The organism is Pseudomonas sp. WSY_20, assembly GCF_043104335.1.
GTDB classification, from domain to species: Bacteria; Pseudomonadota; Gammaproteobacteria; order Pseudomonadales; family Pseudomonadaceae; genus Aquipseudomonas; species Aquipseudomonas parafulva_B.
The window spans coordinates 34,255-59,114 of the sequence record NZ_JBICKP010000054.1; the positions used below are offsets into that span (position 1 = coordinate 34,255).

At 62.9% G+C, this 24,860-nt stretch carries 20 protein-coding genes and 1 pseudogene; 9 read left to right on the plus strand and 12 right to left on the minus strand.

What is annotated here, in order from left to right; translation table 11 throughout:
• Window positions 1-36 precede the first annotated feature (36 nt).
• Window positions 37-927, plus strand: coding sequence for a LysR family transcriptional regulator (locus ACF8E5_RS13365; protein ID WP_058602794.1), 891 nt, complete (start codon window positions 37-39; stop codon window positions 925-927).
• 137 nt (window positions 928-1,064) lie between these two features.
• The gene (locus ACF8E5_RS13370; protein ID WP_196127304.1) at window positions 1,065-2,459 is read left to right on the plus strand and encodes a VOC family protein; all 1,395 of its coding nucleotides are present in this window, start codon (window positions 1,065-1,067) and stop codon (window positions 2,457-2,459) included.
• A gap of 38 nt (window positions 2,460-2,497) precedes the next feature.
• Here ACF8E5_RS13370 and ACF8E5_RS13375 read toward each other — a convergent pair whose 3' ends face one another.
• The 3 genes and pseudogenes from ACF8E5_RS13375 to ACF8E5_RS13385 form a co-directional block, all read right to left on the minus strand.
• Window positions 2,498-3,358 carry a methyl-accepting chemotaxis protein gene (locus tag ACF8E5_RS13375; protein ID WP_392475407.1) on the minus strand — a complete coding sequence of 287 codons (861 nt, stop codon included), beginning with the start codon at window positions 3,356-3,358 and terminating at the stop codon, window positions 2,498-2,500.
• A pseudogene (locus tag ACF8E5_RS13380) lies at window positions 3,353-4,396 on the minus strand (Cache 3/Cache 2 fusion domain-containing protein); the annotation flags it as partial. The gene ACF8E5_RS13375 and the pseudogene ACF8E5_RS13380, both read right to left, overlap by 6 nt.
• Before the next feature lie 155 nt (window positions 4,397-4,551).
• The gene (locus ACF8E5_RS13385; protein ID WP_058602791.1) at window positions 4,552-5,478 is read right to left on the minus strand and encodes a LysR substrate-binding domain-containing protein; all 927 of its coding nucleotides are present in this window, start codon (window positions 5,476-5,478) and stop codon (window positions 4,552-4,554) included.
• 154 nt (window positions 5,479-5,632) lie between these two features.
• Between ACF8E5_RS13385 and ACF8E5_RS13390 the strand changes: the two genes are divergently transcribed.
• The gene (locus tag ACF8E5_RS13390) at window positions 5,633-7,021 is read left to right on the plus strand and encodes a NorM family multidrug efflux MATE transporter (protein ID WP_197844308.1); all 1,389 of its coding nucleotides are present in this window, start codon (window positions 5,633-5,635) and stop codon (window positions 7,019-7,021) included.
• 48 nt (window positions 7,022-7,069) lie between these two features.
• On the opposite strand, the gene ACF8E5_RS13395 is transcribed toward ACF8E5_RS13390, so the two are convergent.
• Window positions 7,070-8,737 (minus strand): bifunctional diguanylate cyclase/phosphodiesterase, encoded by a 1,668-nt coding sequence (locus ACF8E5_RS13395; RefSeq protein ID WP_197844309.1) that lies wholly within the window; start codon window positions 8,735-8,737, stop codon window positions 7,070-7,072.
• A 290-nt stretch (window positions 8,738-9,027) separates the two neighbouring features.
• Between ACF8E5_RS13395 and rep the strand changes: the two genes are divergently transcribed.
• Both rep and xpt read left to right on the plus strand, forming a co-directional pair.
• Window positions 9,028-11,037, plus strand: a complete 2,010-nt coding sequence (gene rep / locus ACF8E5_RS13400; RefSeq protein ID WP_058638846.1) for a DNA helicase Rep — start codon at window positions 9,028-9,030, stop codon at window positions 11,035-11,037.
• Window positions 11,038-11,099: 62 nt separating this feature from the next.
• Window positions 11,100-11,672, plus strand: coding sequence for a xanthine phosphoribosyltransferase (xpt, locus tag ACF8E5_RS13405; protein ID WP_023532789.1), 573 nt, complete (start codon window positions 11,100-11,102; stop codon window positions 11,670-11,672).
• A 60-nt stretch (window positions 11,673-11,732) separates the two neighbouring features.
• Here xpt and ACF8E5_RS13410 read toward each other — a convergent pair whose 3' ends face one another.
• The 5 genes from ACF8E5_RS13410 to dadA all read right to left on the minus strand — a co-directional run bounded on the left by ACF8E5_RS13410 (window position 11,733) and on the right by dadA (window position 17,676).
• Complete coding sequence (locus tag ACF8E5_RS13410) at window positions 11,733-13,589, minus strand: acetyl-CoA hydrolase/transferase family protein (protein ID WP_196126277.1); 1,857 nt, start codon at window positions 13,587-13,589, stop codon at window positions 11,733-11,735.
• Between the two features lie 427 nt (window positions 13,590-14,016).
• The gene (locus ACF8E5_RS13415) at window positions 14,017-14,466 is read right to left on the minus strand and encodes a cytochrome c5 family protein (RefSeq protein ID WP_228385158.1); all 450 of its coding nucleotides are present in this window, start codon (window positions 14,464-14,466) and stop codon (window positions 14,017-14,019) included.
• 109 nt (window positions 14,467-14,575) lie between these two features.
• Window positions 14,576-15,124 (minus strand): cupin domain-containing protein, encoded by a 549-nt coding sequence (locus ACF8E5_RS13420; protein ID WP_023532512.1) that lies wholly within the window; start codon window positions 15,122-15,124, stop codon window positions 14,576-14,578.
• Window positions 15,125-15,217: 93 nt separating this feature from the next.
• A complete protein-coding gene (alr, locus tag ACF8E5_RS13425; protein WP_326383969.1) occupies window positions 15,218-16,291 on the minus strand; it encodes an alanine racemase in 1,074 nt (357 codons plus the stop codon).
• Between the two features lie 80 nt (window positions 16,292-16,371).
• Window positions 16,372-17,676, minus strand: coding sequence for a D-amino acid dehydrogenase (gene dadA, locus ACF8E5_RS13430; RefSeq protein ID WP_326383968.1), 1,305 nt, complete (start codon window positions 17,674-17,676; stop codon window positions 16,372-16,374).
• Window positions 17,677-17,830: 154 nt separating this feature from the next.
• On the opposite strand from dadA, the gene dadR reads away from it, so the two are divergent.
• Complete coding sequence (gene dadR / locus ACF8E5_RS13435; protein WP_039581953.1) at window positions 17,831-18,319, plus strand: transcriptional regulator DadR; 489 nt, start codon at window positions 17,831-17,833, stop codon at window positions 18,317-18,319.
• A 22-nt stretch (window positions 18,320-18,341) separates the two neighbouring features.
• On the opposite strand, the gene ACF8E5_RS13440 is transcribed toward dadR, so the two are convergent.
• Window positions 18,342-18,695, minus strand: a complete 354-nt coding sequence (locus ACF8E5_RS13440) for a YkgJ family cysteine cluster protein (protein WP_023532519.1) — start codon at window positions 18,693-18,695, stop codon at window positions 18,342-18,344.
• Between the two features lie 102 nt (window positions 18,696-18,797).
• Between ACF8E5_RS13440 and ACF8E5_RS13445 the strand changes: the two genes are divergently transcribed.
• The gene (locus ACF8E5_RS13445) at window positions 18,798-20,090 is read left to right on the plus strand and encodes an FAD-binding oxidoreductase (protein ID WP_058638843.1); all 1,293 of its coding nucleotides are present in this window, start codon (window positions 18,798-18,800) and stop codon (window positions 20,088-20,090) included.
• A 6-nt stretch (window positions 20,091-20,096) separates the two neighbouring features.
• Here ACF8E5_RS13445 and ACF8E5_RS13450 read toward each other — a convergent pair whose 3' ends face one another.
• Window positions 20,097-20,327, minus strand: a complete 231-nt coding sequence (locus ACF8E5_RS13450; protein ID WP_078479345.1) for a DUF1127 domain-containing protein — start codon at window positions 20,325-20,327, stop codon at window positions 20,097-20,099.
• Between the two features lie 176 nt (window positions 20,328-20,503).
• Here ACF8E5_RS13450 and ACF8E5_RS13455 point away from each other — a divergent pair, with 176 nt between their 5' ends.
• Together ACF8E5_RS13455 and ACF8E5_RS13460 are read left to right on the plus strand one after the other, a co-directional pair.
• Entirely contained in the window at window positions 20,504-21,934 is a 1,431-nt protein-coding gene (locus ACF8E5_RS13455) for a PLP-dependent aminotransferase family protein (RefSeq protein WP_058638841.1), read from the plus strand.
• A 58-nt stretch (window positions 21,935-21,992) separates the two neighbouring features.
• Window positions 21,993-23,546: a phospholipase D family protein gene (locus tag ACF8E5_RS13460; RefSeq protein ID WP_058602781.1), complete on the plus strand. Its 1,554-nt coding sequence runs from the start codon at window positions 21,993-21,995 to the stop codon at window positions 23,544-23,546.
• A gap of 10 nt (window positions 23,547-23,556) precedes the next feature.
• Here the strand turns inward: ACF8E5_RS13460 and ACF8E5_RS13465 are convergent, their stop codons facing one another.
• Window positions 23,557-24,696 carry an MFS transporter gene (locus tag ACF8E5_RS13465; protein ID WP_196126278.1) on the minus strand — a complete coding sequence of 380 codons (1,140 nt, stop codon included), beginning with the start codon at window positions 24,694-24,696 and terminating at the stop codon, window positions 23,557-23,559.
• Window positions 24,697-24,860: the final 164 nt, after the last annotated feature.

Below are 24,860 nucleotides of genomic sequence, written 5' to 3' on the forward strand. Positions count from 1 at the left end.
TTCCGTCAGGTAATGATTTGAGCCCGTGAGAACGCTATGTCAAAACGTCTGGTGCCGTCCATGACCGCCCTGCAGTGCTTTGAAGCTGCAGCCCGCCACTTGAGCTTCACCCGAGCCGCCGAAGAGCTGCATTTGACCCAAAGTGCGGTCAGCAAGCAGGTGGCGCAGCTCGAAGACCTGTTGCGTCACCACCTTTTCCTGCGCATTCGCCGACGTTTACAGCTCACGCCAGCCGGCAGCCTCTATCTGGCCGAGGTGAACAAGATCCTCACGCAGGTCGATATGTCCAGCCGCTACGTGCTGACGTACGGGGAGCAGACCGAGATCCTGAAGGTCGCGACGCAGCCAAGCTTCGGCGTGCGCTGGCTGATCCCCCACCTCAAGGGCTTCGGCCGGCGGCACAGCAACATTCACTTGGACATCCGCAACGAAATGGAGCCCTTTTCACTGTTGCAAGGCTCGGCCGACGTCGTGTTCTTCTACGGCCAGGGCACGTGGCCGGGGGCCAGCTGCATCGAGCTGTTCGGTGAAGAAGTCGTGCCGGTGTGTTCGCCAGAGCTGCTGGCAGGCCGTGACCTGCCGAGTGCCGAGGCATTGACCGACCTGGTGTTGCTGCAAAGCACTTCACGGCCAGAAGCCTGGCACGAATGGTTCCTGGAGCAGGGCCTGCAAAGCGTCAGCGCGTACCACGGCCCGCGCTTCGACACGTTCTACATGGCCCTGAGCGCTGCCCAGGCCGGTTGCGGGGTGGCGCTAGTGCCGCGCTACCTGGTGGCGAAGGAGCTGGCCGAGGGCAGCCTGGTCGTGCCCTGGAATCATGCAATGCGCAGTGCCGGCGCGCACTACCTGGCGTATGCCGAACATGCCGCGGAAGTGCCCAAGGTGCGGGCGCTGGTGGATTGGATCGGTGAGCAGCTGCAGGCATGAAGCCCTCGACAGGAGGAGCACCCTACGCCTGTCTAGGTCGATCAAAAAAGGAATGACACGCCTACTTTTTTTCGCTTGTGGCCCGGGTGCATTCCCCGCTTTCATGTAAGGGTCAGCCATTAACCAGGAATCCAGCGATGCCCGCCCATGATTTCGTCAGCCCCGACAGCATCCGTGCGCAGTTTTCTGCCGCCATGTCGCTCATGTACAAACAGGAAGTGCCGTTGTACGGCAAGCTGCTGGCGCTGGTGAGCGAAATCAACCAGCAGGTGATGGCCGAGCAACCAGAAGTGGCGCAGGCGCTGCGCTGGACAGGGGAACTTGAGCGGCTGGGCCATGAACGCCATGGTGCCATCCGCGTGGGTACGGCCGAGGAGCTGGCGACCATCGCGCGACTTTTTGCGGTCATGGGCATGCAGCCAGTGGGCTACTACGACCTCAGCAGTGCTGGGGTCCCGGTGCACTCCACCGCGTTCCGTGCCGTGCATGAGCAGTCGCTGCACGTCAGCCCGTTCCGTGTCTTCACCTCGCTGTTGCGCTTGGAGCTGATCGACAACCTGCAGTTGCGGGAAATGGCCAAGGATATCCTGGCCAAACGCCAGATCTTCACCCCTCGCGTACTCCATCTGATCGAGCAGCGCGAACGCGATGGCGGCTTGAATACCGCAGATGCCCAGACTTTCGTACAGGAAGCCCTGCACACCTTCCGCTGGCACCGCGACGCTACCGTCACCGCCGAGCAGTACCAGCAGCTGCACGACCAGCACCGCCTGCTTGCCGATGTTGTCGCGTTCAAGGGCCCGCACATCAATCACCTCACTCCGCGCACCCTGGATATTGATGCCATCCAGCTCGGCATGCCGGCCAAGGGCATCACGCCCAAGGCCGTGGTCGAAGGCCCCCCTCCCCGCCGCCACCCCATTCTACTGCGCCAGACCAGCTTCAAGGCCTTGCAGGAAAAGGTCGTGTTCTGCGGTCAGCACGGTAGCGAAGGCAGCCACACCGCGCGCTTTGGGGAAATCGAGCAACGTGGCGCGGCGCTGACGCCGAAGGGGCGCCAGCTCTATGACAAGCTGCTCGACAGGACTCGCCTTGCATTGGGTGGTGCACCCGCCGAAGCCAATGCCGCACAGTACATGGCGATGCTCACAGACGCCTTCGCCGCCTTCCCGGACGACCTGGTGCAGATGCGTGAGCAAGGCCTGGCGTATTTTCGCTACTTCGCGACCGAGAAAGGCTTGGCCGCGCGCGGTGAACAAGGCAGGCCAACTACCCTGCAGGGGCTAATCGACGCAGACCACGTGCATTTCGAGGCACTGGTGTACGAAGATTTCTTGCCGGTAAGCGCCGCAGGGATCTTCCAGTCCAACCTGGGCGACGATGCCCGGGCCGAGTACGGCAGCAACGCCAACCGCGCGGCCTTCGAAGCGGCGCTGGGGCTGCAGGTGCAGGATGAACTGGCGCTCTATGCGCAAAGCGAGCGCCGCTCGCTGCAGGCGTGCGCGCAGGCACTGAACCTGGTATCGCTGTAAAGCGACACGTTGAAGGGGCACTTGGGTGCCCCACCGTGTCAGCGGAAACGGTCCACTTCCTGACGCAACTGCGCTGCCAACCCTTCCAGCTCCCGCGCTGTTAATGCCAGCTCGTTGGCCACCTCGCGCTGCTCACCGTTGGCCTGGGCGATGCTCTGCAAATTGCGGCTCAGCACGGTCGCTGTGCTGCTCTGCTCCTGGGTCGCCATACTGATCACGGCAAACTGCTCACCCGCCGCACGGCTTTGTTCGTCGATGCGGGCAAGTGCCTGCGCGACCTTGCCATTGCGCTCCAGGCCGTCCTGCATCAGCTGGTTACTCTGCTCCAGCGTGGTGATGGCATGCCAGGTCTGCTGCTGGATGCTGGTGATCATGCCGGATATCTCATCGGTGGCCTGTCGGGTTCGCGCTGCCAGCCCACGCACCTCGTCAGCCACCACTGCAAAGCCACGCCCCTGCTCACCGGCACGGGCCGCTTCGATGGCAGCATTCAAAGCCAACAGATTGGTCTGCTCAGCGATGGCGGTGATGACACTTATGATGCTGCCGATCTCTTGCGAACGTGCACCCAGGCTGTTCACGACCGTGGCTGTGTCACCCAGGGCATCGGCAATCTGCTTGAGCGAGTGCGATGCTTCTTCCATGGCGCCGCGACCCACGCGGGTCTGCTGGGCATTGTCGCGGGCCATGCGCTCGGTGCCAGCCATGTTGTCGGCGATGTTCATGGACGTGGCGCTGAACTCTTCCACCGCGCCCGCCATGCTGGTGATTTCGCCTGATTGCTGGTCCATGCCCACACAGGCGCCAGCCGACAGGCCTGACAGCGAGCGGGCGCGGGTACTGACCTGTTCGGAGGCACTGCGGATGTGCTCGACCATGTTCGAGAGGGCTTCACCCATCGTGTTGAAGCTGCGCGCCAACTGTCCGATTTCATCGTGGCTGGTCACGTTCAGCCGTGCGTTCAGGTCACCCGCTCCGAGCGCTTGTGCTTGCCGTACCAGATCATCCAGCGGGCGCAGCTTACGCCTGAGCAACCAGAGCGTGGCAGCCACGGCCATGAGCATGGCCAGCACGCTGCCGACGGCAAGGCGCAGCCCCACGCTCCGGGTTACCTCGCGGATCTCCGCCAGGGGCATGCTCGCTACCACCGTCCAAGGCCCTTCGGCGAAGGGCGCCGTCGCGCTGTACAGCGGCTGCTCGGCATTGGCCGGCGGCACCAGCCACTGGCCCTTTTCATCCTGCAGTGCCAACGAACCGGTTTGGCCAATGCGCAAGCGTTTGAGGTTGGCGAACTGGGCGTTCTGCGCATCGGTGTAATCGAAACCCACGAACAGCACCGCAATCACCCGGCCATTACCGTCGGTCATCGGCACATAGCGCGTCATGTAGTTGCGGTCGAACAACACGGCACGGCCAACGTACATCTGCCCGGCCAGTAACTTGGCGTAAGCGGGGTGCTGGCGGTCGAGCTGGGTACCGATGGCGCGGCTGCCGTCCTGTTTCTTCAAATTGGTGCTGATGCGCACGAAATCGTCGCCACTGCGCACGAACACCGTGGCGATACCGGCAGTCATCTGCTGGAAGTCGTCCACTTGCTGGAAGTCGTTGTTCAATAACTGATCGCCCAGGTACAGGGCCGGCGTTGCGTACCCTGCGACCTGCACGGTCTGCCCTGCATGCAGCGACAGCCCTGAGGCGAAGCGTCGCTCGAACAAGCCGCTCAAGCGCTGGGTATTGTCCTTGAGCGAGCCGTGGAACGTGTCAAGCTGGTCGGCCAGCAAGCGCGCCTCACTGGCCAGGTGGGCCTGGCGCGTAGCGAGGTTGGCATCGTCCAGTGAACGCAGGGCAAAAAGGGTACTGCCGGAAATCACCAGCGCCAGCACGATGGCGAGGGCGATACCGAGTTGCGAGGCAATCCGGGCACGCGGTTGAGGCATGGGCAAGCTCCTGGCAAGAGGCCGGGATCATCCTGATCGCGCTGACCGCCCGCTTTTATTTGACGGGAAGCGCGCCCTCTTCCGGGACGCTGGTGCCATTTGATCGGCGTCGGCGCTGAATACTTGAGTGCCGGACCGGGATATAGCGCTCGCAGTCAAAGGGCTGGCAGGATCACCACCTCGGGTAGCGCCATGGCATTCACCTCGGCTTGCAGGAAGGCACTGAGGCGGCGCAGGCGCTCGCCGCCCGGCCGGGTCCGCGGCCATACCAGGTAGTAGTCCATGCCGCTGGGGACTGCTGTCGGCCATGGCAGGCTCATGCGCCCCTGCGCCACATCTTCGGCCACCATCATCAGGTCACCAATTGAAACACCGTAGCCTCGGGCCGCTGCAATCATGCCCAGTTCCAACGTGTCGAACACCTGCCCGCCCTTGAGCGAAACCCTGCTACTCAGGCCCAGGCGCTCCAGCCATACCCGCCAGTCACGCTTGTCCATTGTAGGGTGCAGCAGTTCGCTACTCGCAAGGCGCGCCGCGGTCCAGGGCCCGTCATCCAACAGCCCTGGTGCACCCACCGGCACCAGCAGTTCGGGGAACAGCTTGCGTACCTCCCACTCCGCCGGGAACACCCCATCGCCCAGCAGCACCGCGCAATCGAAAGGTTCCTGGTTGAAGTCCACATGGTCGACGTCCATCCAGGCACTGGTCAGTTGCACTTCATTGCCAGGTTGCAGCCGACGGAAGCGGCTCAGCCGGGCCAGCAACCAACGCATGGTCAGGGTGGACGGCGCCTTCATGCGCAGCATCTCGTCTTCACCGCGCAACGTGTCACAAGCACGCTCAAGCGCGGCAAAGCCTTCGCGCACACCCGGTAGCAGTACCCGTGCAGCTTCGGTCAGTTGCAGGCTGCGGCCACTGCGCACGAACAGTCGGCAGGCAAAGTGATCCTCCAGCGTGCGAATGTGCCGGCTGACCGCGCTTTGGGTAATGGACAACGCTTCGCCAGCACGGGTGAATGAGTTCAACCTCGCCGTAGCTTCGAATGCACGCAGCGCATACAAGGGCGGTAACTTGCGGGTCATGAGGTTCCTTGTTCGGCGGAGATACGGCGACCTGCGCATAATATCGCCATGATTAAAACTCATGCCAATGATCGCATTTATCCTTTTGTTAAAAGCTGACCCAAGCTTCAGAATCGCCCTTCGTCAGCCACCGTCTTCGCCAAGGATCACATCCATGCACGTCGCACCTACCCACGAGCTCAAGGCATTACTGCGTTTGGCAGGCCCGCTGATCGCCTCGCAGCTGGCGCACATGCTCATGGTACTGACCGACACCCTGATGATGGCACGCATCAGCCCGCAGGCCTTGGCCGGTGGCGGGTTGGGCGCGGCGGGCTATTCGTTCGTGTCCATCTTCTGCCTGGGCGTCATCGCGGCGGTCGGCACCCTGGTAGCCTTCCGCCGAGGCGCCAATGACATCGAGGGCGCCACACGGCTGGCGCAAAGCGGCTTGTGGCTGGCCTGGGGCCTGGCCTTGTTCGCGGCGCTGGTGCTGTGGAACCTCGAACCTGTGCTGCTGCTTTTCGGGCAGCAGCCTGACAACGTCGCCTCGGCGGCCGAGTTTCTCACCCTGCTGCCGCTGGCGTTGCCGGGCTACCTGACCTTCATGGCCTTGCGTGGCTTCACTAGCGCCCTGGGCCGCTCTACGCCGGTGATGGTCATCAGCCTGGTAGGCACCGTACTCAACTACTTGCTGAACGTTGCGCTGATCGAAGGCATGTTCGGCCTGCCCAAGCTTGGTCTGATGGGCATCGGCCTGGTCACTGCGGTGGTCTCGATGGGCATGGCCATTGCCCTGGCGCTGTACATCCGCTGGCACCCGGCTTATGCCGCCTACCCGCTGCGCAAGGGCCTGTCGCGGCCATCGCTGCCAGCGTTGGGCGAGCTGTGGCGGCTGGGCCTGCCGATCGGCGGCACCTACATGGTGGAAGTAGGGCTGTTCGCTTTTGCGGCGCTGTGCATGGGCGTACTGGGCAGTACCGAGTTGGGCGCGCACCAAATCGCCCTGCAGATCGTGTCGACCGCCTTCATGGTGCCCACTGGCCTGTCCTATGCCGTGACCATGCGCGTAGGCCATTACTACGGTGCGGGCAACTTGCTCGCCGCGCGCAGCGCTGGCCGGGTGGGGATCGGCTTCGGGGCCATGCTGATGTTCGCCTTCGCTGCGCTGTTCTGGTTGCTGCCAGACGCATTGGTAGGGCTGTTTATCGACAGGGCCGACCCGGCATTTGCCGCCATCTTCCAGCTGGCGGTCCAGCTGCTGATGGTAGCCGCCTGGTTCGAGCTGTTCGATGGCGTGCAGACCATCGCCATGGGCTCTATTCGTGGACTGAAAGACGCCAAGACTACGTTCCTGATCGGGCTGGTGTGCTACTGGCTCATCGGGGCACCCAGCGCCTGGTTGTTCACTTTCGTCTTTGGCGGGGGCGCGGTGGGCGTCTGGTGGGGGCTGGCCTTGGGGCTGGCGTGCGCCTCGGTGGCGCTGACCTTCGGCTTCGAATGGCGGATGCGGCGGCTGTTGCGCCACGCCGGAACACGCGCCGCAACGGCCACATCTGCCTGATTTCAACCCATTGAGGTGGCTTTGCCGATTGGCCAGAGGGGCGGACAGCTAGCCTGCAACCCCCACTTGGCGGTGTGACGACTGCAGCAGGAACGGGATCAGCGCGTTTACCGGCAGGGGCTTGCTGACCAGGAAACCCTGTATCTGGTTGCAGCCAAACCCGCGCAGCAAGGCCAATTGCGCTTCGCTTTCGACGCCCTCGGCCACCACTTCGAGGTTGAGATTGTGGGCCAGGTTGATCATGGCGTGCACCAGCTTGCGGTTCTCTTCGCGCATATCCATCTGCGCAACGAAACTGCGGTCCACCTTGAGCAAGGTGATCGGCAGGCTGTTGAGGTGCACGAACGAAGAGAACCCTGTGCCAAAGTCGTCCAGCGAGAAGCGCACGCCCAGGCGCCCCAGTGCATCCATGGTCTGACGCACCCGCTCATTGCGCCGCATCACGGCCGTTTCGGTCAGCTCGAATTCCAGCCAGTGGGCATCGACACCGTACTCGGCGATCAGCCGGCTCAAGGTTGCCAGCAACTGGCTGTCCTGAAACTGCCGGAAACTGAGGTTGACCGCCATGTGCAACGGCGCAAGCCCCTGTGTGTTCAGGGCCTGCATGTCGCGCAGGGCACGGGCGATGACCCAGTAACCCAGCGGCACGATCAGCCCGCTTTGCTCGGCCAATGGCACGAACTCACTGGGCGGCAGCAAGCCCCGTTCGGCGTGGCGCCAGCGCACCAGCGCTTCGAGACCGACGATCCGCCCATCAGCCAGGTTCAAGCGCGGCTGATAGTGAAGTTCCAGCTCGTCACGGCGCAAGGCCCGGCGCAGCTCGCTTTCGAGATCGGCCAGGCTGCGTGCGTGGCGATTGATGCGCTCGTTGAAGACATGGAAGGTACAGCCCTGGGTGGCCTTGGCCTGACGCATGGCGATGTGCGCATGCCACATCAGCGGGTCGGCGCCACTCTGGGCGCGCGCGTGGGCCAGGCCCAGGCTGCAGCCGAGCAGCAGGCTTTCGCCATCGACCCAGTAGGGCTCGGCCAATGCCTCGACGATGCGCTCGGCCATCCACTCGGCACGCCCTGGGTCGCGGCGGGTGTCGATCAGCAAGGCGAACTCGTCACTGCCCAGGCGTGCCAGCTGGTCGCCTGCTTCGAGTTGATGCTTCAGACGTAGCACCACCTGCAGAATGAGGTGATCCCCACTCTGGTGCCCCAGGGCGTCATTGACATGGCGAAAGTTGTCCAGGTCCAGATGCCCCAGGGCGACGCCGCGCCCGTCATGGTCGGCCAGGCGCGTGGCCAGCAAGGCCTGGAAGCCCTGGCGGTTGGCGATGCCGGTCAAAGGGTCTTGCTCGGCCAAGCGTTGCAGGGTGGCTACCAGTACACCTCGCTCACGCACGTGACGCAGGCAGCGACGCAGGCTGTCGACATTGACTTGGTCGCTCACCAGCCAGTCGCTGACGCCGCTGGGCGCCGCCTCTGGCTCGCTGTGCAACAGCAGGATGGTCGGCAGGTCACAACGACCGGGTGCTGGCTGCAACGCCGGCGTGGTCAGCACCACGGCCTGCCGGTCGCGGCTGAACAGACTGTCGACGGCATCCCAGTCGGGTGCCGTGAGCAGTACGGCCGCGCCCTTCAAGGCAGGCATGCACGCGTGCAGCAAGGCCGCCCACTCGGGCTCACTGGCCAACAGCAGCAAACGCATAGGTTCGACAGGCGCGGACAAGACGGCTCCTTAAGGCTCGACGATGCAACGTAGACCGATGAACAGGCCGACGCATTCAATGGAAATGATTTTCACTTGTAAGCGCGCCTTTTAACAGCCTGGTCCGATGTATTTTGTCGTGCATCCTGCGCGAAAGCAGACAAACCAGCAAATACGATTTTTTCAGGCGCAAGCATTAGCGGCGCTAATGATCGTTTCGAAAGTCTGACTCGAACGTCAGACGGTCACGCCATGAACACGCATGCCTGTTAGAATGCGCGGCTATTTTCTGGCGACCCCCGGTTTCTAGCATGTCCCGACTCAATCCCCGGCAGCAGGAAGCCCGTGACTATGTCGGCGGCCCTCTTTTGGTGCTCGCCGGTGCAGGTTCGGGCAAGACCAGCGTCATCACGCGCAAAATTGCCCACCTCATCCAGAACTGCGGTATTCGCGCCCAGTACATCGTGGCCATGACCTTCACCAACAAGGCCGCCCGCGAGATGAAGGAGCGGGTTGCCAGCCTGCTGCGTCCGGGTGAAGGCCGAGGGCTGACGGTCTGCACGTTCCACAACCTGGGCCTGAACATCATCCGCAAGGAGCACGAACGCCTGGGCTACAAGCCTGGTTTTTCGATCTTCGACGAGTCGGATATCAAAGCCCTGCTGTCGGACATCATGCAGAAAGAGTACTCCGGCGACGACGGCATCGACGAAATCAAGAACATGATCGGTGCCTGGAAGAACGACCTGATCCTGCCTCCCGAGGCCCTGGAGAAAGCACGCAACCCGCGCGAGCAGACCGCTGCGGTCGTTTACACCCACTATCAGCGCACGCTCAAGGCGTTCAACGCCGTGGACTTCGACGACCTGATCCTGCAACCGGTCAAGTTGTTCCAGGAACACCCCGAGGTGCTCGAGCGCTGGCAGAATCGCGTGCGTTATCTGTTGGTGGACGAATACCAGGACACCAACGCCAGCCAGTACCTGCTGGTGAAGATGCTGATCGGCATGCGCAACCAGTTCACCGTGGTGGGCGACGACGACCAGTCGATCTACGCCTGGCGCGGCGCGCGCCCCGAGAACCTGATGCTGCTCAAGGAGGACTATCCCTCACTGAAAGTGGTCATGCTGGAGCAGAACTACCGCTCCACCAGCCGCATCCTGCGCTGCGCCAACGTGCTGATCGCCAACAACCCGCACGCGTTCGAGAAACAGCTGTGGAGCGAGATGGGCGTGGGCGACGAGATCCGGGTGATACGTTGCAAGAACGAGGATGCCGAGGCCGAGCGCGTAGCGATGGAAATCCTCACGCTGCACCTGCGCACCAACCGTCCCTACAGCGATTTCGCCATCCTCTACCGCGGCAACTACCAGGCCAAGCTGATCGAGCTGAAGTTGCAGCACCACCAGGTGCCTTACCGTCTTTCCGGCGGCAACAGCTTCTTTGGCCGCCAGGAAGTCAAGGACCTCATGGCCTATCTGCGCCTGCTGGTGAACCCTGACGACGACAACGCCTACCTACGTGTCATCAACGTGCCGCGCCGGGAAATCGGCTCGACCACCTTGGAAAAGCTCGGCAACTATGCCACCGGCCGGGGCATTTCGATGTATGCCGCCAGTGAGGAACTGGGCCTGGGCGAGCACCTGGATGCGCGCTACACCGAGCGCCTGCAGCGCTTCAAGCACTGGCTGGACGGCGTGCGCCACAAGGTGGCGCTGGACGACCCCATAGCCGCCCTGCATGAAATGATCCGCGACATCGACTACGAAAACTGGATCCGCCAGCAGACCGCCAGCGACAAGGCCGCGGAGTTTCGCATCAGCAACGTCTGGTTCCTGGTCGAAGCGCTGAAGAACACCCTCGAGAAGGACGAAGAGGGTGACATGACCATTGAGGACGCCATCGGCAAGTTGGTGCTGCGCGACATGCTCGAGCGCCAGCAGGAAGAGGAAGAAAACGCCGACGGTGTGCAGATGATGACCCTGCACGCGTCCAAGGGCCTGGAATTTCCCTACGTGTTCATCATGGGCATGGAGGAGGAGATCCTGCCTCACCGCTCCAGCATCGAGGCCGACACCATCGAGGAAGAGCGCCGCCTGGCTTATGTGGGTATTACCCGCGCACGCCAGACGCTGGCGTTCACGTTCGCCGCCAAACGCAAGCAATACGGGGAAATCATCGACTGCACGCCCAGTCGCTTCCTCGACGAACTGCCCCCCGAAGACCTGTCCTGGGAAGGGCTGGACGATGCACCGGTCGAGGTCAAGGCCGCACGCGGCAACAATGCCCTGGCCGACATCCGGGCGATGCTCAAACGCTGATCAACCATTACTCTTAAACACTGCCGCTGTTTGCGGCCATTTCTGTTCCGAGGAATACCATAGTGGAAGCACTGCATCAGAAGATTCGCGAAGAAGGCATCGTGCTTTCCGACCAGGTTCTCAAAGTCGATGCGTTTCTCAACCATCAGATCGACCCGGCGCTGATGCAGCTGATCGGTGACGAGTTCGCCCGCTTGTTCGCCGATGCCGGCGTGACCAAGATCGTCACCATCGAGGCGTCGGGCATCGCGCCTGCGGTGATGACCGGGTTGAAGCTGGGCGTGCCGGTGATCTTCGCGCGCAAGCACCAGTCGCTGACCCTCACCGAAAACCTGCTGACGGCTTCTGTGTATTCGTTCACCAAGCAGACCGAGAACACCGTGGCCATTTCGCCGCGCCACCTGAGCAGCAGCGATCGGGTGCTGGTGATGGATGACTTCCTGGCCAACGGCAAGGCGTCCCAGGCGCTGATATCGATCATCAAGCAGGCCGGGGCGACCGTGGTAGGCCTGGGGATCGTGATCGAGAAATCGTTCCAGGGCGGGCGCGCTGAGCTGGATCGCCAAGGCTATCGCGTGGAGTCGCTGGCGCGAGTGAAATCGCTGGAAGGCGGTGTGGTCAGCTTCATCGAGTGATGCGGCACCGGCTCGCTCGCATCCGGGCACAGGGGGCTGCGTGGCAGCCCCCTGCCGGTTTCAAGTCGCCGCCAGGCCCGCCAACAGCAACCGTTGGTACAGCGCTTCTTTTAGCCCCTGAGGCTGGTCAAGTTGCATCCGTGCCAGATGCCGCTCATACCCTTGCGGCTCTGGCGCCTCCAGCGTGGCCTTGCCCAGTTCGAGCGCCTCGCTGAGCTTGAACTTGCTTTTCAACCAGTTCAGTGCCCGTAGCAAGTCCTGCTCTTCAACCGTGAAATCGGTCCCCATGGGGTATTCCGGGAACAGCTGTGGGTGCTGTGCCTGGACCGCGGCCAGGCGCTGCGGCGTGTTATCGGCAAAACGCCTGTCGAGCTGAAAATCTTCCGCCAATTTGCCAGCGTTTTTGGCCTGCACGATCAGGCTCTGCTGGAACCGGGCGTCACACACCGCAAGCAATCGCGCAATGACCTCGCTGTCGGTCTGCCCCCTGAGGTCGGCGATGCCATATTCGGTCACCACGATATCGCGCAGGTGGCGGGGAATGGTGCAATGGCCGTAGTTCCAGAAGATGTTCGACGACACCTCGCCGCCCGCTTCGCGCCAACTGCGCAGCAGCAGTATCGAGCGGCCACCTTCCAGCGCGTGCCCTTGGGCGACGAAGTTGTACTGCCCACCTACCCCGCTCAACACTCGCCCGTCTTCGAGCTGATCGGCCACACCCGCACCGAGCAGGGTCATGCCGAACACCGTATTGATAAAGCGTGCGTCTTGTCGCTGGCGACGCTTGAGCTGTTCGTCACCGTAGAGCTCGTTGACGAAATTGATCCCGGTCATGGCAAACCGTGCGCGCTGCTCAAGGGTCATGTCGCGCAAGCGCTGGTAGAACGCTTGCGGGCCGAGGAAGAACCCCCCGTGCAGGATCACTCCCCGGTCATCCACAGCACGCCGCAGCACGCCCGCCTCGGCCAGCGCCAACAGCCCGTTGACGAACATCTCGCTACAGCCATACAGCCCCTGTTCGAAGGGCGCGAGCCCCCCTTCCCGCTCGATCAGTGCCTGCGTGGTGCCCGCGCCAAGGCCGTCGAGCGCTGCACGGTAGGCAACGTTATCGCTCTGGCGGGCGAGCAGCGCGGCGGCAACCGCGTCGCCCATGGCACCAATCCCGATCTGCAGGGTGCCGCCGTCGCGCACCAGGCTGCTGGCATGCAGGCCGATGCAGTGGTCCTGTATGGTGACCGGCATGTTGGGCGTTGAAAACAGTTGGCGCTGCTCGGCTTCGTCCAGCAACAGGTCGAACGCATCCATTGGCAGTTCGGCATCACCGGGCATGTAGGGCAGCTGCGCATGCACCTGACCCAGCATGAGAATGGTCTCGCCGGCGGCACGGCGGCGTTCGACCATGGGTAACAGGTCCAGGGTGATGTCCGGGTTGCAGGCCAGGCTCAGATGGACAGGCCGCTCCGGCGTAGCCGCCACCAGCTGGGCGATGAGGTTCAGACCCTTGGCATTGATGTCTCGCGCGGCATGGCTGTAGTTGCTGCTGACGTAATCCTGTTGAGCCGACTCACTGGCAAGCAGGCTGCCGGGCTGCATGAAGAATTGTTCTACGCGAATGTTCGGCGGCAGGCTGTCATTGCGCAGGTCGGCCAGATAGTGAAGCTCTTCGTAGTCGCCGAACACGCGCTCGACGAAGGGCTCGAGCAAGCGTTGCTGCAAGCCATCACCCAGCGCTGGTCGCCCCAGGGAGAGGGCTGTATAGATGGTCAGACGGCGTTCGGGCAACTCACGGATGCGGGCATAAAGTGCGTTGACGAACGCATTGGGTTTGCCCAGGCCCAGCGGCAGGCCCATGTGGATATGGGTTGGCAGGCGGGACAGGACCTGTTCGACGGCCTGGTCGATGGAACTGAGGTGCATCGAGGCCTCCTGGTTCGTGCTTGGGTTCAGGAGGTTCGACAGGCAGGTGGAATGGTTGGTTGCCTGGGCGGGAAGCGGAAGGCGCAGACAATTGGACAAGCACTGGCAGCCACTCGACAATTCGGTGGCCTTCAGGCTCAGCGAAGGTATAAGCGTACGCGGTGCCTGTAGGAGCGGCCCCGGCAATTAGCGATAGTGCTCACATCTCCGGGGCTGCTGCGCAGCCCATCGCGGCACGAGGCCGCTCCTGTGATCGTGGGATGGCTGAAGTAGCGCGATTGCAGGAGCAACTGCCTTTCACCGCCTCTAAGGGCCAGCGCCCCCCGTGTGGGAGCGGCCTCGCGCCGCGATGGGCCGCGAAGCGGCCCCGGCAAGGCAAGATGCGAAGCTAGAATACTGGGACTGCTACGCAGCACATTGCAGTAACTTACAGGCCAGACATCTTCTCAATAGCGGCCTTTAGCTCATCATCCGAACAATCCGCGCAGGTGCCCTTGGGCGGCATGGCGTTGATGCCCGTGATGGCCTTGGCCAGGATGCCATCCAACCCACCCTGGTGGTCGGCACGCTCCTTCCAGGCTGCGCTGTCGCCCACTTTCGGCGCGCCGAGCAGGCCCGTGCCATGGCAGGCCGTGCAATGCTTGGCGATGATGTCGTCGGGCGTTCTGGCAGACCCGGCGCCAGCGCTGGCGGTCACGGCCATGCCCTTGCATTCCTGGCCCTGGATACACACCTTACCGACCGGTTCCAGGCGCTTGGCGATATCGTCATTGGTCGCAGCGGTAGCGGTAATTGCCCACAGGGCCAGTACGGCGGCCGGGATGGCCAGCATCTTCTTGACTTGATTCACGCGAACACCCTCATGGTGGCTAATCATGCTCGCGGCCACGGATCCTCGAGCGCCGAAAAGTATAACGGCAAGCCCGAAGCCGGGAAACGACCCTACACAGGAAAGGGGTATTGACGCGTCAATGCACTGCGCTGGATCAAAAGTTCGAGGGGGTGGCGGCGCTGATCAAGCGTGCTGGCTGTTCGAACGGGTTGCGAAAACGGTGCGGGCGGGTGCTTTCGAAGTAATAGCTGTCGCCTGCTTCGAGAATGAACAGCTCGGTACCGACCACCAATTCCAGGCGGCCTTCAAGCAGAATGCCAGTCTCTTCGCCATCATGGGTCAGCATTTCGGCACCGGTGTCGGCGCCGGGCGGGTACACCTCGGTCAGAAAAGCGATGGCACGGTTGCGGTGCGATTTGCCAACCAGCTTCATGGTCACCGCACCATCGGAGATGTCGATCAGTTCGTGGGCTTTGTAGACGATCTGCGCAGGGCTCTCGGGTTCGAGCTCCACGGAAAAGAACTCGACCATGGACATGGGAATGCCGCTCAGTACCTTGCGCAGCGAACTGATCGACGGGCTCACACTGTTTTTCTCGATCATCGAGATGGTGCTGTTGGTAACCCCTGCGCGCTTGGCGAGTTCACGCTGGGACAGGCCCTTGAGCGTGCGGATGGCTTGCAGTCGTTCGCCGACGTCCAAAGCTGGAGCCTCCTGAGACGGGTATGCGGGTGGATGTGAACGATATCATGGCAACGCCGTTCAGTATTTACAACACACCACCCGCCTGACGCCCTAGTCCCCAATGTATGCTCGGGGCACCCGCTTGAGATTGCAGAAGATCTGGTAAGGAATGGTACCGGCCTGGCTCGCCACCTCAGCGGCATGGACCTGCTTGCCCCATAGTTCGACTGGGCTGCCGACGGTCGCCTGCGGCACGTCGGTCAGGTCGATGCTCAGCATGTCCATCGACACGCGACCGATGAGCGGCGCCCGGTTGCCAGCAACGATGACCGGCGTACCGTTGGGCGCCTGGCGAGGGTAACCGTCGGCGTAGCCCATGGCGACCACGCCTACACGGGTGGGCCGCGTGCTGACGAACGTGGCGCCGTAACCCACCGGCTCGCCGGCCGGCAGCTCCCGCACACTGATGACCCGCGACTGCAGTGTCATGACCGGCTGCAAGCGTTGGGCCTGAGCTTGAGGCATATCGAACGGCGTTGCGCCGTAGAGCATCAGCCCTGGGCGCACCCAATCACCGGCTGCCTGGGGCCAACCCAGCACGGCTGGAGAGTTGCGCAGGCTGCACTCTGCTGCCAAGCCCTGGCGCGCGGTTTCGAAAACGGCAATCTGCTCGGCCGTGGCCTGCGCACCCAGCTCATCGGCACGGGCGAAATGGCTCATGAGCACAATGCGCCCTACCTTGCCGCAGGCCAGCAGGCGCTCATAGGCATCGCGATAGTCCTTGGGATGCAGCCCTACACGGTGCATGCCGGTATCGAGCTTGAGCCAGACGGTGAGCGGGCTGGCCAGCGGGCTTTTCTCGATGGCCTCCAATTGCCAGGCCGAATGCACGACGCACCACAGGTCATGTTCGACGATCAACGGCAGCTCACTGGCCTCGAAGAAGCCCTCCAGCAGCAGGACCGGGCCCCTGATGCCGGCCGCACGCAGCTCCAGCGCCTCCTCGATGCAGGCCACGGCAAACCCGTCCGCTTCGGGCTCGAGCGCCAACGCGCAGCGCACAGCACCATGGCCGTAGGCGTCGGCCTTGATCACGGCAAGCGCCTTGGCACCGGTCAGTTCGCGGGCGAGACGGTAATTGTGGCGCAGGGCCTGGAGGTCGATCAGGGCACGGGCGGGGCGCATGCGGCTGCCTTATAAGTCATACGGGTTGAAATCGAAGCTGGGGCATTCGCAGGTCACCGGCGAATACCCCAATGGATGGCTTACTGCTGATGGGCAGGCGAACCATGCCCGTGACGGGCCACTTCGCGGCTACTGCCATAGCGCGAGATGTCCAGCCCCTCTGCACTGATCTGCGGTTTCTTGCGCGCGATCAGGTCAGCCAGCAGACGACCCGAGCCACAGGCCATGGTCCAGCCCAGCGTGCCGTGACCTGTATTGAGGAACAGGTTACGGAAGGCGGTTGCACCCACGATGGGGGTACCGTCTGGCGTCGCGGGACGCAGCCCAGTCCAGAAACTGGCCTTGCTCAAATCACCGCCGCGAGGATAAAGGTCGTTGACGATCATCTCCAGTGTTTCGCGTCGGCGGGGGTTGAGCGACAGGTCGAAGCCGGCGATCTCAGCCATACCTCCAACACGAATACGGTTGTCGAAACGGGTGATGGCGACCTTGTATGTTTCGTCGAGGATGGTCGAGGCAGGCGCCATGTCACCGTTGGTGATGGGTACGGTCAGGGAGTAGCCCTTCAACGGATAGACCGGCGCCTTGATGCCCAGGGGCTTGAGCATCTGCGGCGAATAGCTGCCCAATGCCAGCACGTAGCGGTCGGCGGTTTCGAGCTTGCCATCGATCCAGACACCGTTGATGCGGTCACCTGCATGATCCAGGCGCTGGATGTCCTGCCCGAAGCGGAATTCCACGCCCAGGTTGCGGGCCATTTCTGCCAGTTTGGTGGTGAACAACTGGCAATCGCCGGTCTGGTCGTTGGGTAGGCGCAGGGCGCCGGCGAGAATGCCCTTCACACTGGCCAGGGCAGGTTCGACACGGGCGATGCCATCGCGGTCGAGCAATTCATAAGGCACGCCTGATTGCTCAAGCACGGCGATATCCTTGGCAGCTGCATCGACCTGGGCCTGGGTACGGAACAGCTGGGTGGTGCCCAGGCTACGATTCTCGTACGCGATTCCGGTTTCGGCGCGCAGTTCGTCGAGGCAGTCGCGGCTGTACTCGGACAACCGCACCATGCGCTCCTTGTTCACGGCATAGCGGTTGGCCGTGCAGTTGCGCAGCATCTGGGCCATCCACAGGTACTGGTCTACGTCACCGGTCAGCTTGATGGCAAGCGGAGCGTGGCGCTCGAGCAGCCATTTAACGGCTTTCAGAGGCACCCCCGGCGCCGCCCACGGCGAGGCATAGCCAGGCGAGATCTGGCCGGCGTTGGCAAAGCTGGTTTCCATGGCCACCGCTGGCTGGCGGTCCACCACCGTCACTTCGAGCCCTTGCCGGGCCAGGTAATAGGCACTGGCGGTTCCGATCACGCCGCTACCAAGTACCAGAACTCGCATCGTTTCTTTCCCCTCGCGGCCTGCCGCGGTGTGTTGTTGGACTGCCATTGATGGGCGAAGTATAGGAATTCGAGAGCAGTGCAATTCACTATATAAAAGCCTATTATTGGCGAGAATTCTCGGCACAATGGCCTTTTACGGAGGGGCATCCCCTATGAGAACCCAGCATCAAAGTAAGCGTGAGCTGGACAAGATCGACCGGAACATCCTGCGCATCCTGCAGAGCGACGGGCGTATCTCCTTCACCGAACTGGGCGAGAAGGTCGGCCTCTCCACCACGCCGTGCACCGAGCGCGTGCGCCGGCTGGAACGTGAAGGCATCATCATGGGCTATAACGCCCGCCTGAACCCACAGCACCTCAAGGGCAGCCTGCTGGTCTTCGTGGAAATCAGCCTGGACTACAAGTCTGGCGATACCTTCGAGGAGTTTCGCCGGGCAGTCCTGAAGCTGCCGCACGTGCTCGAATGCCACCTGGTTTCCGGCGACTTCGACTACCTGGTCAAGGCGCGCATTTCGGAAATGGCTTCGTATCGCAAGCTGCTTGGCGACATCCTGCTCAAGCTGCCCCACGTGCGTGAGTCCAAAAGCTACATCGTGATGGAGGAGGTGAAGGAAAGTCTCTGCCTGCCGATCCCGGACTGACGCCGGGCCCTACCGCAAACGCCTAGACCAGCACTTGCCGGGTGGTGGCAATGAACTGGTGCACCAGTTGCTCGGCCGCAGGGTCGATCATGGGTTCGGGCCCACGACCACGCGGGCAGGCCAGTCGTGGGGTGGTACCGAACAGGCGACAGATCAGTGGCCGCTCTTCATATACCGTGCAGCCCTGGGGCCCCAGATGCACGCAGTCCAGGCGCTCCAGGGCAGCGTCCTGTTCGGCCTGGGATTTGCGCGGCAGCCGAGCCATCTCTTGCGCCGAGGTGGTAACCGGCCCGCAGCAGTCATGGCAGCCAGGCTCGCATTCGAACGAAGGGATGAGTTCGCGCAGGAAGTGGATCTTGTGGCGGTCGCAGGACATGACGAGGCACAGGTTGAAAAGGTCCGCCCATTATAGGCCGGTTGCCCGCCCTGGGCCTGCGGCTTATTCTCCCGTTCCAGCCCACGCACTAGGACTCGTCCAATGATCCACAGCGCGCAGCATGCCGCTTCTTACTACGCCGCCAGCAGCGCGCCTCACCCTGATCATGCCTATCTGCAAGGCGAGCACACCGCCGATGTGTGCATCGTCGGTGGTGGCTACTCCGGTTTGAACACGGCCCTGGAGTTGGCCGAGCGTGGCTTCTCGGTGATCCTGCTCGAAGCGCGCAAGATCGGCTGGGGCGCCAGTGGGCGCAACGGTGGGCAGTTGATCCGCGGGGTCGGCCATGGTCTGGAGCAGTTCCTGCCGGTCATCGGCGAGCAGGGCGTTCGCGACTTGCAACTGATGGGGCTGGAGGCCGTGCAGATCGTGCGCGATCGTGTAGCGCGGCACGCCATCGCCTGCGACTTGACCTGGGGCTATTGCGACCTGGCCAACAAGCCGGCGCAAATGGCGGGCCTGGCCGAAGAGGCCGAACACTTACGCAGCCTGGGTTACGCCCACGAACTGCGGCTGGTCGCAAAGGATGACATTCACGATGTGGTGGGCTCGCAGCGCTATGCAGGCGGGCTGGTGGACATGGGCTCTGGCCACTTGCACCCCCTTAACCTGGCGTTGGGCGAAGCCGCGGCAGCCGCGCGCCTGGGTGTGAAACTCCACGAGCAGTCCGAGGTGACCCGCATCGACTATGGCCCGCAGGTGCAGGTACACACCGCCCAGGGCCGGGTCCGGGCGCAAACGCTGGTCCTGTGCTGCAACGCCTACCTCAATGGTTTGAACGGTGAGCTGGGCGGCAAGGTATTGCCCGCCGGCAGTTACCTCATCGCCACCGAGCCGCTGGGTGAAGCGCGTGCACGCTCGCTGTTGCCACAGAACATGGCCGTGTGCGACCAGCGCGTGGCGCTGGACTACTACCGCCTGAGCGCAGATCACCGGCTGCTGTTCGGCGGCGCTTGCCATTATTCCGGGCGCGATCCAAAGGATATCGCCGCCTACATGCGGCCCAAGATGCTGCGCGTGTTCCCTCAGCTGGCCGACGTACGCATCGATTACCAGTGGGGCGGCATGATCGGGATCGGCGCCAACCGCCTGCCCCAGGTGGGCCGCCTGCCTGATCAGCCGAACGTTTACTACGCCCAGGCCTACGCAGGCCACGGGCTGAACGCTACTCACCTGGCCGCCCGCCTGCTCGGGGAAGCCATCAGCGGCCAGCAAAGCGGGCGTTTCGACTTGTTTGCAAAGGTGCCACACATGACGTTCCCAGGGGGCAAGCACTTGCGCTCACCTTTACTGGCCTTGGGCATGCTGTGGCACAGGCTCAAGGAGCTGGTGTGAAAGCAGTCACGGCTTCCAGAAAGGCTTGCAGCCTTCTGAGCGCGCCTCTTGCCAGCTGAGACCCACATCGCGCAGTTCATGGTCGCTCAACTGTAACAGCGCCCTGCGGGTGTGCCAGCGGCGCAACATCAGCCGCCAGCGGCTCAACGCCTGGGGCGCAGCGTGGGTTTTGCTTCGCTGCAGGGCTTCTTTTTCGCCTACCGACTGTTCGATGCGCACATCGCTCAAGCTTCCCATCGCTGCTGTCTCCCTTTCGATGACAATGTGGGGACAGCATGCCGGGTGCACGGCCTGACAATACAGATCCAAAAAAGCGTTATTATTTGGATACAGATCGGGCTTGCAGGTAACTGAATGCTGCCTTTTCTGCCAATCTGTATGGTGCGTTGACCGGCGCAGCCCAGGAGTATGACGTGACGCTCTACCTGAACCTTGCCGAGGTACTCGGCGCGCGTATCGAACAGGGCCTCTATCGGCCCGGCCAGCGGCTGCCATCGGTGCGGGCACTGAGCGTGGAGCACGGGGTGAGCCTGAGCACCGTGCAGCAGGCCTACCGCATGCTCGAAGACAGTGGCATGGTCTCGCCACGGCCAAAGTCCGGCTACTTCGTGAGCGACCATCGCCACCTGCCGGCCTTGCCGGCGGTCAGCCGGCCCGCCCAGCGCCCGGTGGACATTTCCCAATGGGAGCAGGTTCTGGAGCTGGTGCGCAGTACCCCGCAACCGGGTGTGATACAGCTTGGACGGGGCATGCCGGACATCGAGAGCCCTACCCTCAAGCCGCTGTTGCGCAGCCTCGCCAGGCTCAGCCGTCGCCAGGACATGCCCGGGCTGTATTACGACAATATCCACGGCAACCTGGCCTTGCGTGAACAGGTGGCACGCCTGGCCCTGGACTCTGGGTGCAGGCTCTCGCCCTCTGAGTTGGTGGTGACGACAGGCTGCCACGAAGCCCTGTCGTGCAGCATCCGCGCTGTGTGCGAGCCTGGCGATATCGTTGCGGTGGACTCGCCCAGCTTCCATGGCGCCATGCAGACGCTCAAGGGCCTGGGCATGAAGGCGCTGGAGATCCCCACAGACCCGGTGACAGGCATCAGCCTCGAGGCGCTCGAACTGGCCCTTGAGCAGTGGCCGATCAAGCTCATCCAGATCACCCCAAGTTGCAACAACCCGCTGGGCTACATCATGCCTGAGGCTCGTAAAAAGGCCCTGTTGAACCTTGCACAGCGCTACGACGTAGCCATTCTCGAGGACGATGTCTACGGTGACCTGGCCTATACCTACCCTCGGCCACGGACGGTCAAGTCATTCGATACGCAAGGCCGCGTGCTGTTGTGCAGTTCATTTTCCAAGACGCTTGCCCCTGGCCTGCGTGTCGGTTGGGTAGCGCCTGGGCGCTACCTGGAGCGGGTCCTGCACATGAAGTACATCAGCACGGGCAGCACCGCCAGTCAGCCTCAATTGGCGGTGGCGGACTTCATCGCCAACGGGCATTACCAACCCCATGTGCGGCGCATGCGCAGCCAGTACCAACGCAGCCGTGAATTGATGAGCGACTGGGTGACCCGGTATTTTCCGCAAGGCACCCGCGTAAGCCGTCCGCAAGGCGGCTTCATGCTATGGGTGGAATTGCCGGAACATTTCGATACCTTGCAGCTCAATCACGCCTTGTTGGAGCAAGGCGTACAAGTGGCCGTGGGCAGCATCTTTTCCGCTTCCGGCAAGTTCCGTCACTGCCTGCGCATGAACTTCGCCGCCAGGCCCACTGCGCAAATCGAGGCGGCGGTGCGCAAGGTTGGTGAGACCGCCCAACGCTTGCTGGACGAGGACATCATCGCGACGTAACTTTGCGTTGCCCGCCACTGTCCAATCCCAAAGCCCTGCTGCACAGGACGATCCACCGTTGAAACTCCAGCGAGCCCTACCCTTGCTGCTGACGCTGCTGCTCGGCGTCTGCGGCTGCGCCAGCGTCGATACGCCGCGCCAAACCAGTCAAGCCCTGCCCGCCGATGGCTCGGCGTTCGGCCGCTCGGTGCTGCGCCAGGCAGCCCCTTATGAAGGCCGTTCCGGCTTTCGCCTACTCCCCAACAGCAACGAGGCTTTCCGGGCGCGCGCCGAGCTGATACGCAATGCGCAGGCCAGCATCGACGTGCAGTACTACATCGTCCATGACGGACTCAGCACCCGCGCCCTGGTCCATGAGCTGTTGCGGGCGGCCGACCGGGGCGTGCGCGTACGCATTCTGCTGGACGACACCACCAGTGACGGCCTGGATGCAATCATGGGCACCCTCGCCGCCCACCCGAACATCCAGATCCGTGTGTTCAACCCCCTGCACCTGGGGCGCGCCACCGGGGTCACACGCGCCATGGGCCGGTTGCTCAATCTGTCGCGTCAGCACCGACGCATGCACAACAAGCTGTTCCTGGTGGACAACAGCATGGCCATCGTCGGCGGGCGAAACCTGGGCGACGAGTATTTCGATGCCGAGCCCAACCTGAACTTCACCGACATCGATCTGCTGGGTGTGGGCCCTATAGCAGAACAGTTGGGACACAGCTTCGATCAGTACTGGAACAGCGCCCTGAGCCGCCCGATCACCGATTTCCTCTGGCACCAGCCCAATGCCGGCGACCTGCGTACCAGCCGCCATCGGCTGGAAGTCTCGCTGGCCGAAGCCAGAACCCGGCGCAAGGTCTTGTACGACCGCTTGATGGCCTACCAATCCCAGCCGCGACTGGACACCTGGCGCAACGAACTCATCTGGGCTCATGCCCAGGCGCTATGGGACGCCCCCAGCAAGGTGCTGGCCGATGACGAGCCTGATCCACAGCTACTGCTGACCCGACAACTCGGCCCTGACCTGCGCGATGTGCGTCACGAGCTGATTCTGGTCTCCGCTTATTTCGTACCCGGCGAACCGGGGCTGCTTTACCTCACCCAGAGTGCCGACGCGGGTATTTCGGTAAAGCTGTTGACCAACTCACTGGAGGCTACCGATGTGCCTGCCGTACACGGCGGTTATGCACCTTACCGCAAGGCGCTACTGGAGCACGGGGTGAAGCTGTATGAAATGCGCCGCCAGCCCGGAGATCCCAGCGCGGGCAAACTGAGTTTCCATGGCAGCTCCAACTCCAGCCTCCACAGCAAGGCGATCGTGTTCGACCGTCACAAGACGTTCATTGGCTCGTTCAATTTCGATCCACGCTCGGTGCTGTGGAACACCGAAGTCGGCGTATTGGTCGACAGCCCCGAACTTGCCGAATACACCCGTGCACTGGCGGTGCAGGGCATGGCACCGGCCCTGAGCTATCAGCCTGAGCTCGTGGCCGGCAAGCTGGTCTGGGTGACCGAGGAAGATGGGCAGCGGCGGGTGCTCACGTCAGAGCCTGGTAGCCTGTGGCGACGATTCAATGCCTGGATCAGCAAGGCGGTCGGGCTGGAAAAGATGCTCTAGCGCTGCACCGTCACGCAGCCGCTGGCTCGAACGCTCCGCGCCGCCGGGTCAGCACCACAAGCCCAGCGGCGCCTGCTGCCATCAGCAGCGGCAAGGCATGCCCACTGATCCACTGGCTGCCTGCGCCGGCCAGCAACGGCCCAAGCAGGCAACCGATGCCCCACAGCTGGGCCACGTGGGCATTGGCCCGCACCAGGGCATCGTCTCGATAGCGCTCGCCGATCAACACCAGCGACAAGGTGAACAACCCCCCAGCGCTAGCGCCGAACAATACCCACACAGGCCAGATGGCCCAGGTGTGCAACAGCAGGGGGATGGCAAGGCTCGACCCCAACAATGCCAGCGCGCAACCGGTGAACAGCGCGCGCCGCGACATATGGTCCGCCAGTGCGCCAATGGGCAACTGCAGCACCGCATCGCCGACCACCACCGTACTGACCATGAACAACGCGATTTCCGTGCTCAGGCCCTGTTGCAGGCAGTACACCGGCAGCAGGGTCAGGATCATGGCTTCGAACGAAGCGAACAACGCAATGGCCCAGGCGATTACGGGCAGCCTTCTGCAGAAGGCGAACAGGTCGGCAAAGGTGACGTTGCAAGCCTCTGTAGAGGGCGCGCCCCCGCGGCCCAGCAACAGCAAGGGCGATACCAGCAGCAGGCCGGTCGCCGCCCAGAAGCCGAAGTCGTCATCCGAGCCCAGCATGCCCAGCACCAACGGACCCGCCAGTTGGCTCAGCGCATAGCTACTCCCGTACAGAGCCACCAGCCGTCCGCGCCACTGCTCGACCACCAGTTGATTGATCCAGCTCTCACCCAGCACGAACACCACGGTCAACGCCATGCCGATCAACAGCCGCAGCACCAGCCAAAGCGGATAGCTTGGCAGCAGGGCCAACAGGCCAATGGACAATGCCCCGCCCCACAGGCACAGGCGCATGGCCGCAGGCACGCCCACCCACCCGGCAAGCCGGCTGGCCAGGCTGGCGCCGGCCAGCACGCCCAGGGCAGGCATGGCGGCCATGACGCCAATGGCGAAGCTGCCATAACCCCAGGCTTCCAGACGCAAGGACACCAACGGCATGCTCACACCCAATGCGAGCCCGACGCTCAGCACCGATGCCAGCACGGCAAAATAGGTTACCCAACGCATGACGGCCTCCCAGGCAGCATTCTTGTACGGCAGAAATGACGAAGCCGGGACGGTATGCGCCGCCCCGGCCAGTATTGGAATGTCAGGCGCCTGGCAGTCGAGCTTGCTCAGTCCCGGCTCAGCTCGCGAAAGCGCGCCAGGGCCTTGGAAGCCGACCTGCCGAG

Coding starts and splice junctions, on each gene's coding strand:
- rep (WP_058638846.1), top strand. CDS start 9,028: ATGTCCCGACTCAATCCCCGGCAGCAGGAAGCCCGTGACTATGTCGGC.
- alr (WP_326383969.1), bottom strand. CDS start 16,291: ATGCGCCCCGCCCGTGCCCTGATCGACCTCCAGGCCCTGCGCCACAAT.
- ACF8E5_RS13450 (WP_078479345.1), bottom strand. CDS start 20,327: ATGGGAAGCTTGAGCGATGTGCGCATCGAACAGTCGGTAGGCGAAAAA.
- dadR (WP_039581953.1), top strand. CDS start 17,831: ATGAGAACCCAGCATCAAAGTAAGCGTGAGCTGGACAAGATCGACCGG.
- ACF8E5_RS13415 (WP_228385158.1), bottom strand. CDS start 14,466: ATGATTAGCCACCATGAGGGTGTTCGCGTGAATCAAGTCAAGAAGATG.
- dadA (WP_326383968.1), bottom strand. CDS start 17,676: ATGCGAGTTCTGGTACTTGGTAGCGGCGTGATCGGAACCGCCAGTGCC.
- ACF8E5_RS13445 (WP_058638843.1), top strand. CDS start 18,798: ATGATCCACAGCGCGCAGCATGCCGCTTCTTACTACGCCGCCAGCAGC.
- ACF8E5_RS13375 (WP_392475407.1), bottom strand. CDS start 3,358: ATGGGTGAAGCCCTCTCGAACATGGTCGAGCACATCCGCAGTGCCTCC.
- ACF8E5_RS13390 (WP_197844308.1), top strand. CDS start 5,633: ATGCACGTCGCACCTACCCACGAGCTCAAGGCATTACTGCGTTTGGCA.
- ACF8E5_RS13385 (WP_058602791.1), bottom strand. CDS start 5,478: ATGACCCGCAAGTTACCGCCCTTGTATGCGCTGCGTGCATTCGAAGCT.
- ACF8E5_RS13370 (WP_196127304.1), top strand. CDS start 1,065: ATGCCCGCCCATGATTTCGTCAGCCCCGACAGCATCCGTGCGCAGTTT.
- ACF8E5_RS13465 (WP_196126278.1), bottom strand. CDS start 24,696: ATGCGTTGGGTAACCTATTTTGCCGTGCTGGCATCGGTGCTGAGCGTC.
- ACF8E5_RS13365 (WP_058602794.1), top strand. CDS start 37: ATGTCAAAACGTCTGGTGCCGTCCATGACCGCCCTGCAGTGCTTTGAA.
- ACF8E5_RS13440 (WP_023532519.1), bottom strand. CDS start 18,695: ATGTCCTGCGACCGCCACAAGATCCACTTCCTGCGCGAACTCATCCCT.
- ACF8E5_RS13410 (WP_196126277.1), bottom strand. CDS start 13,589: ATGCACCTCAGTTCCATCGACCAGGCCGTCGAACAGGTCCTGTCCCGC.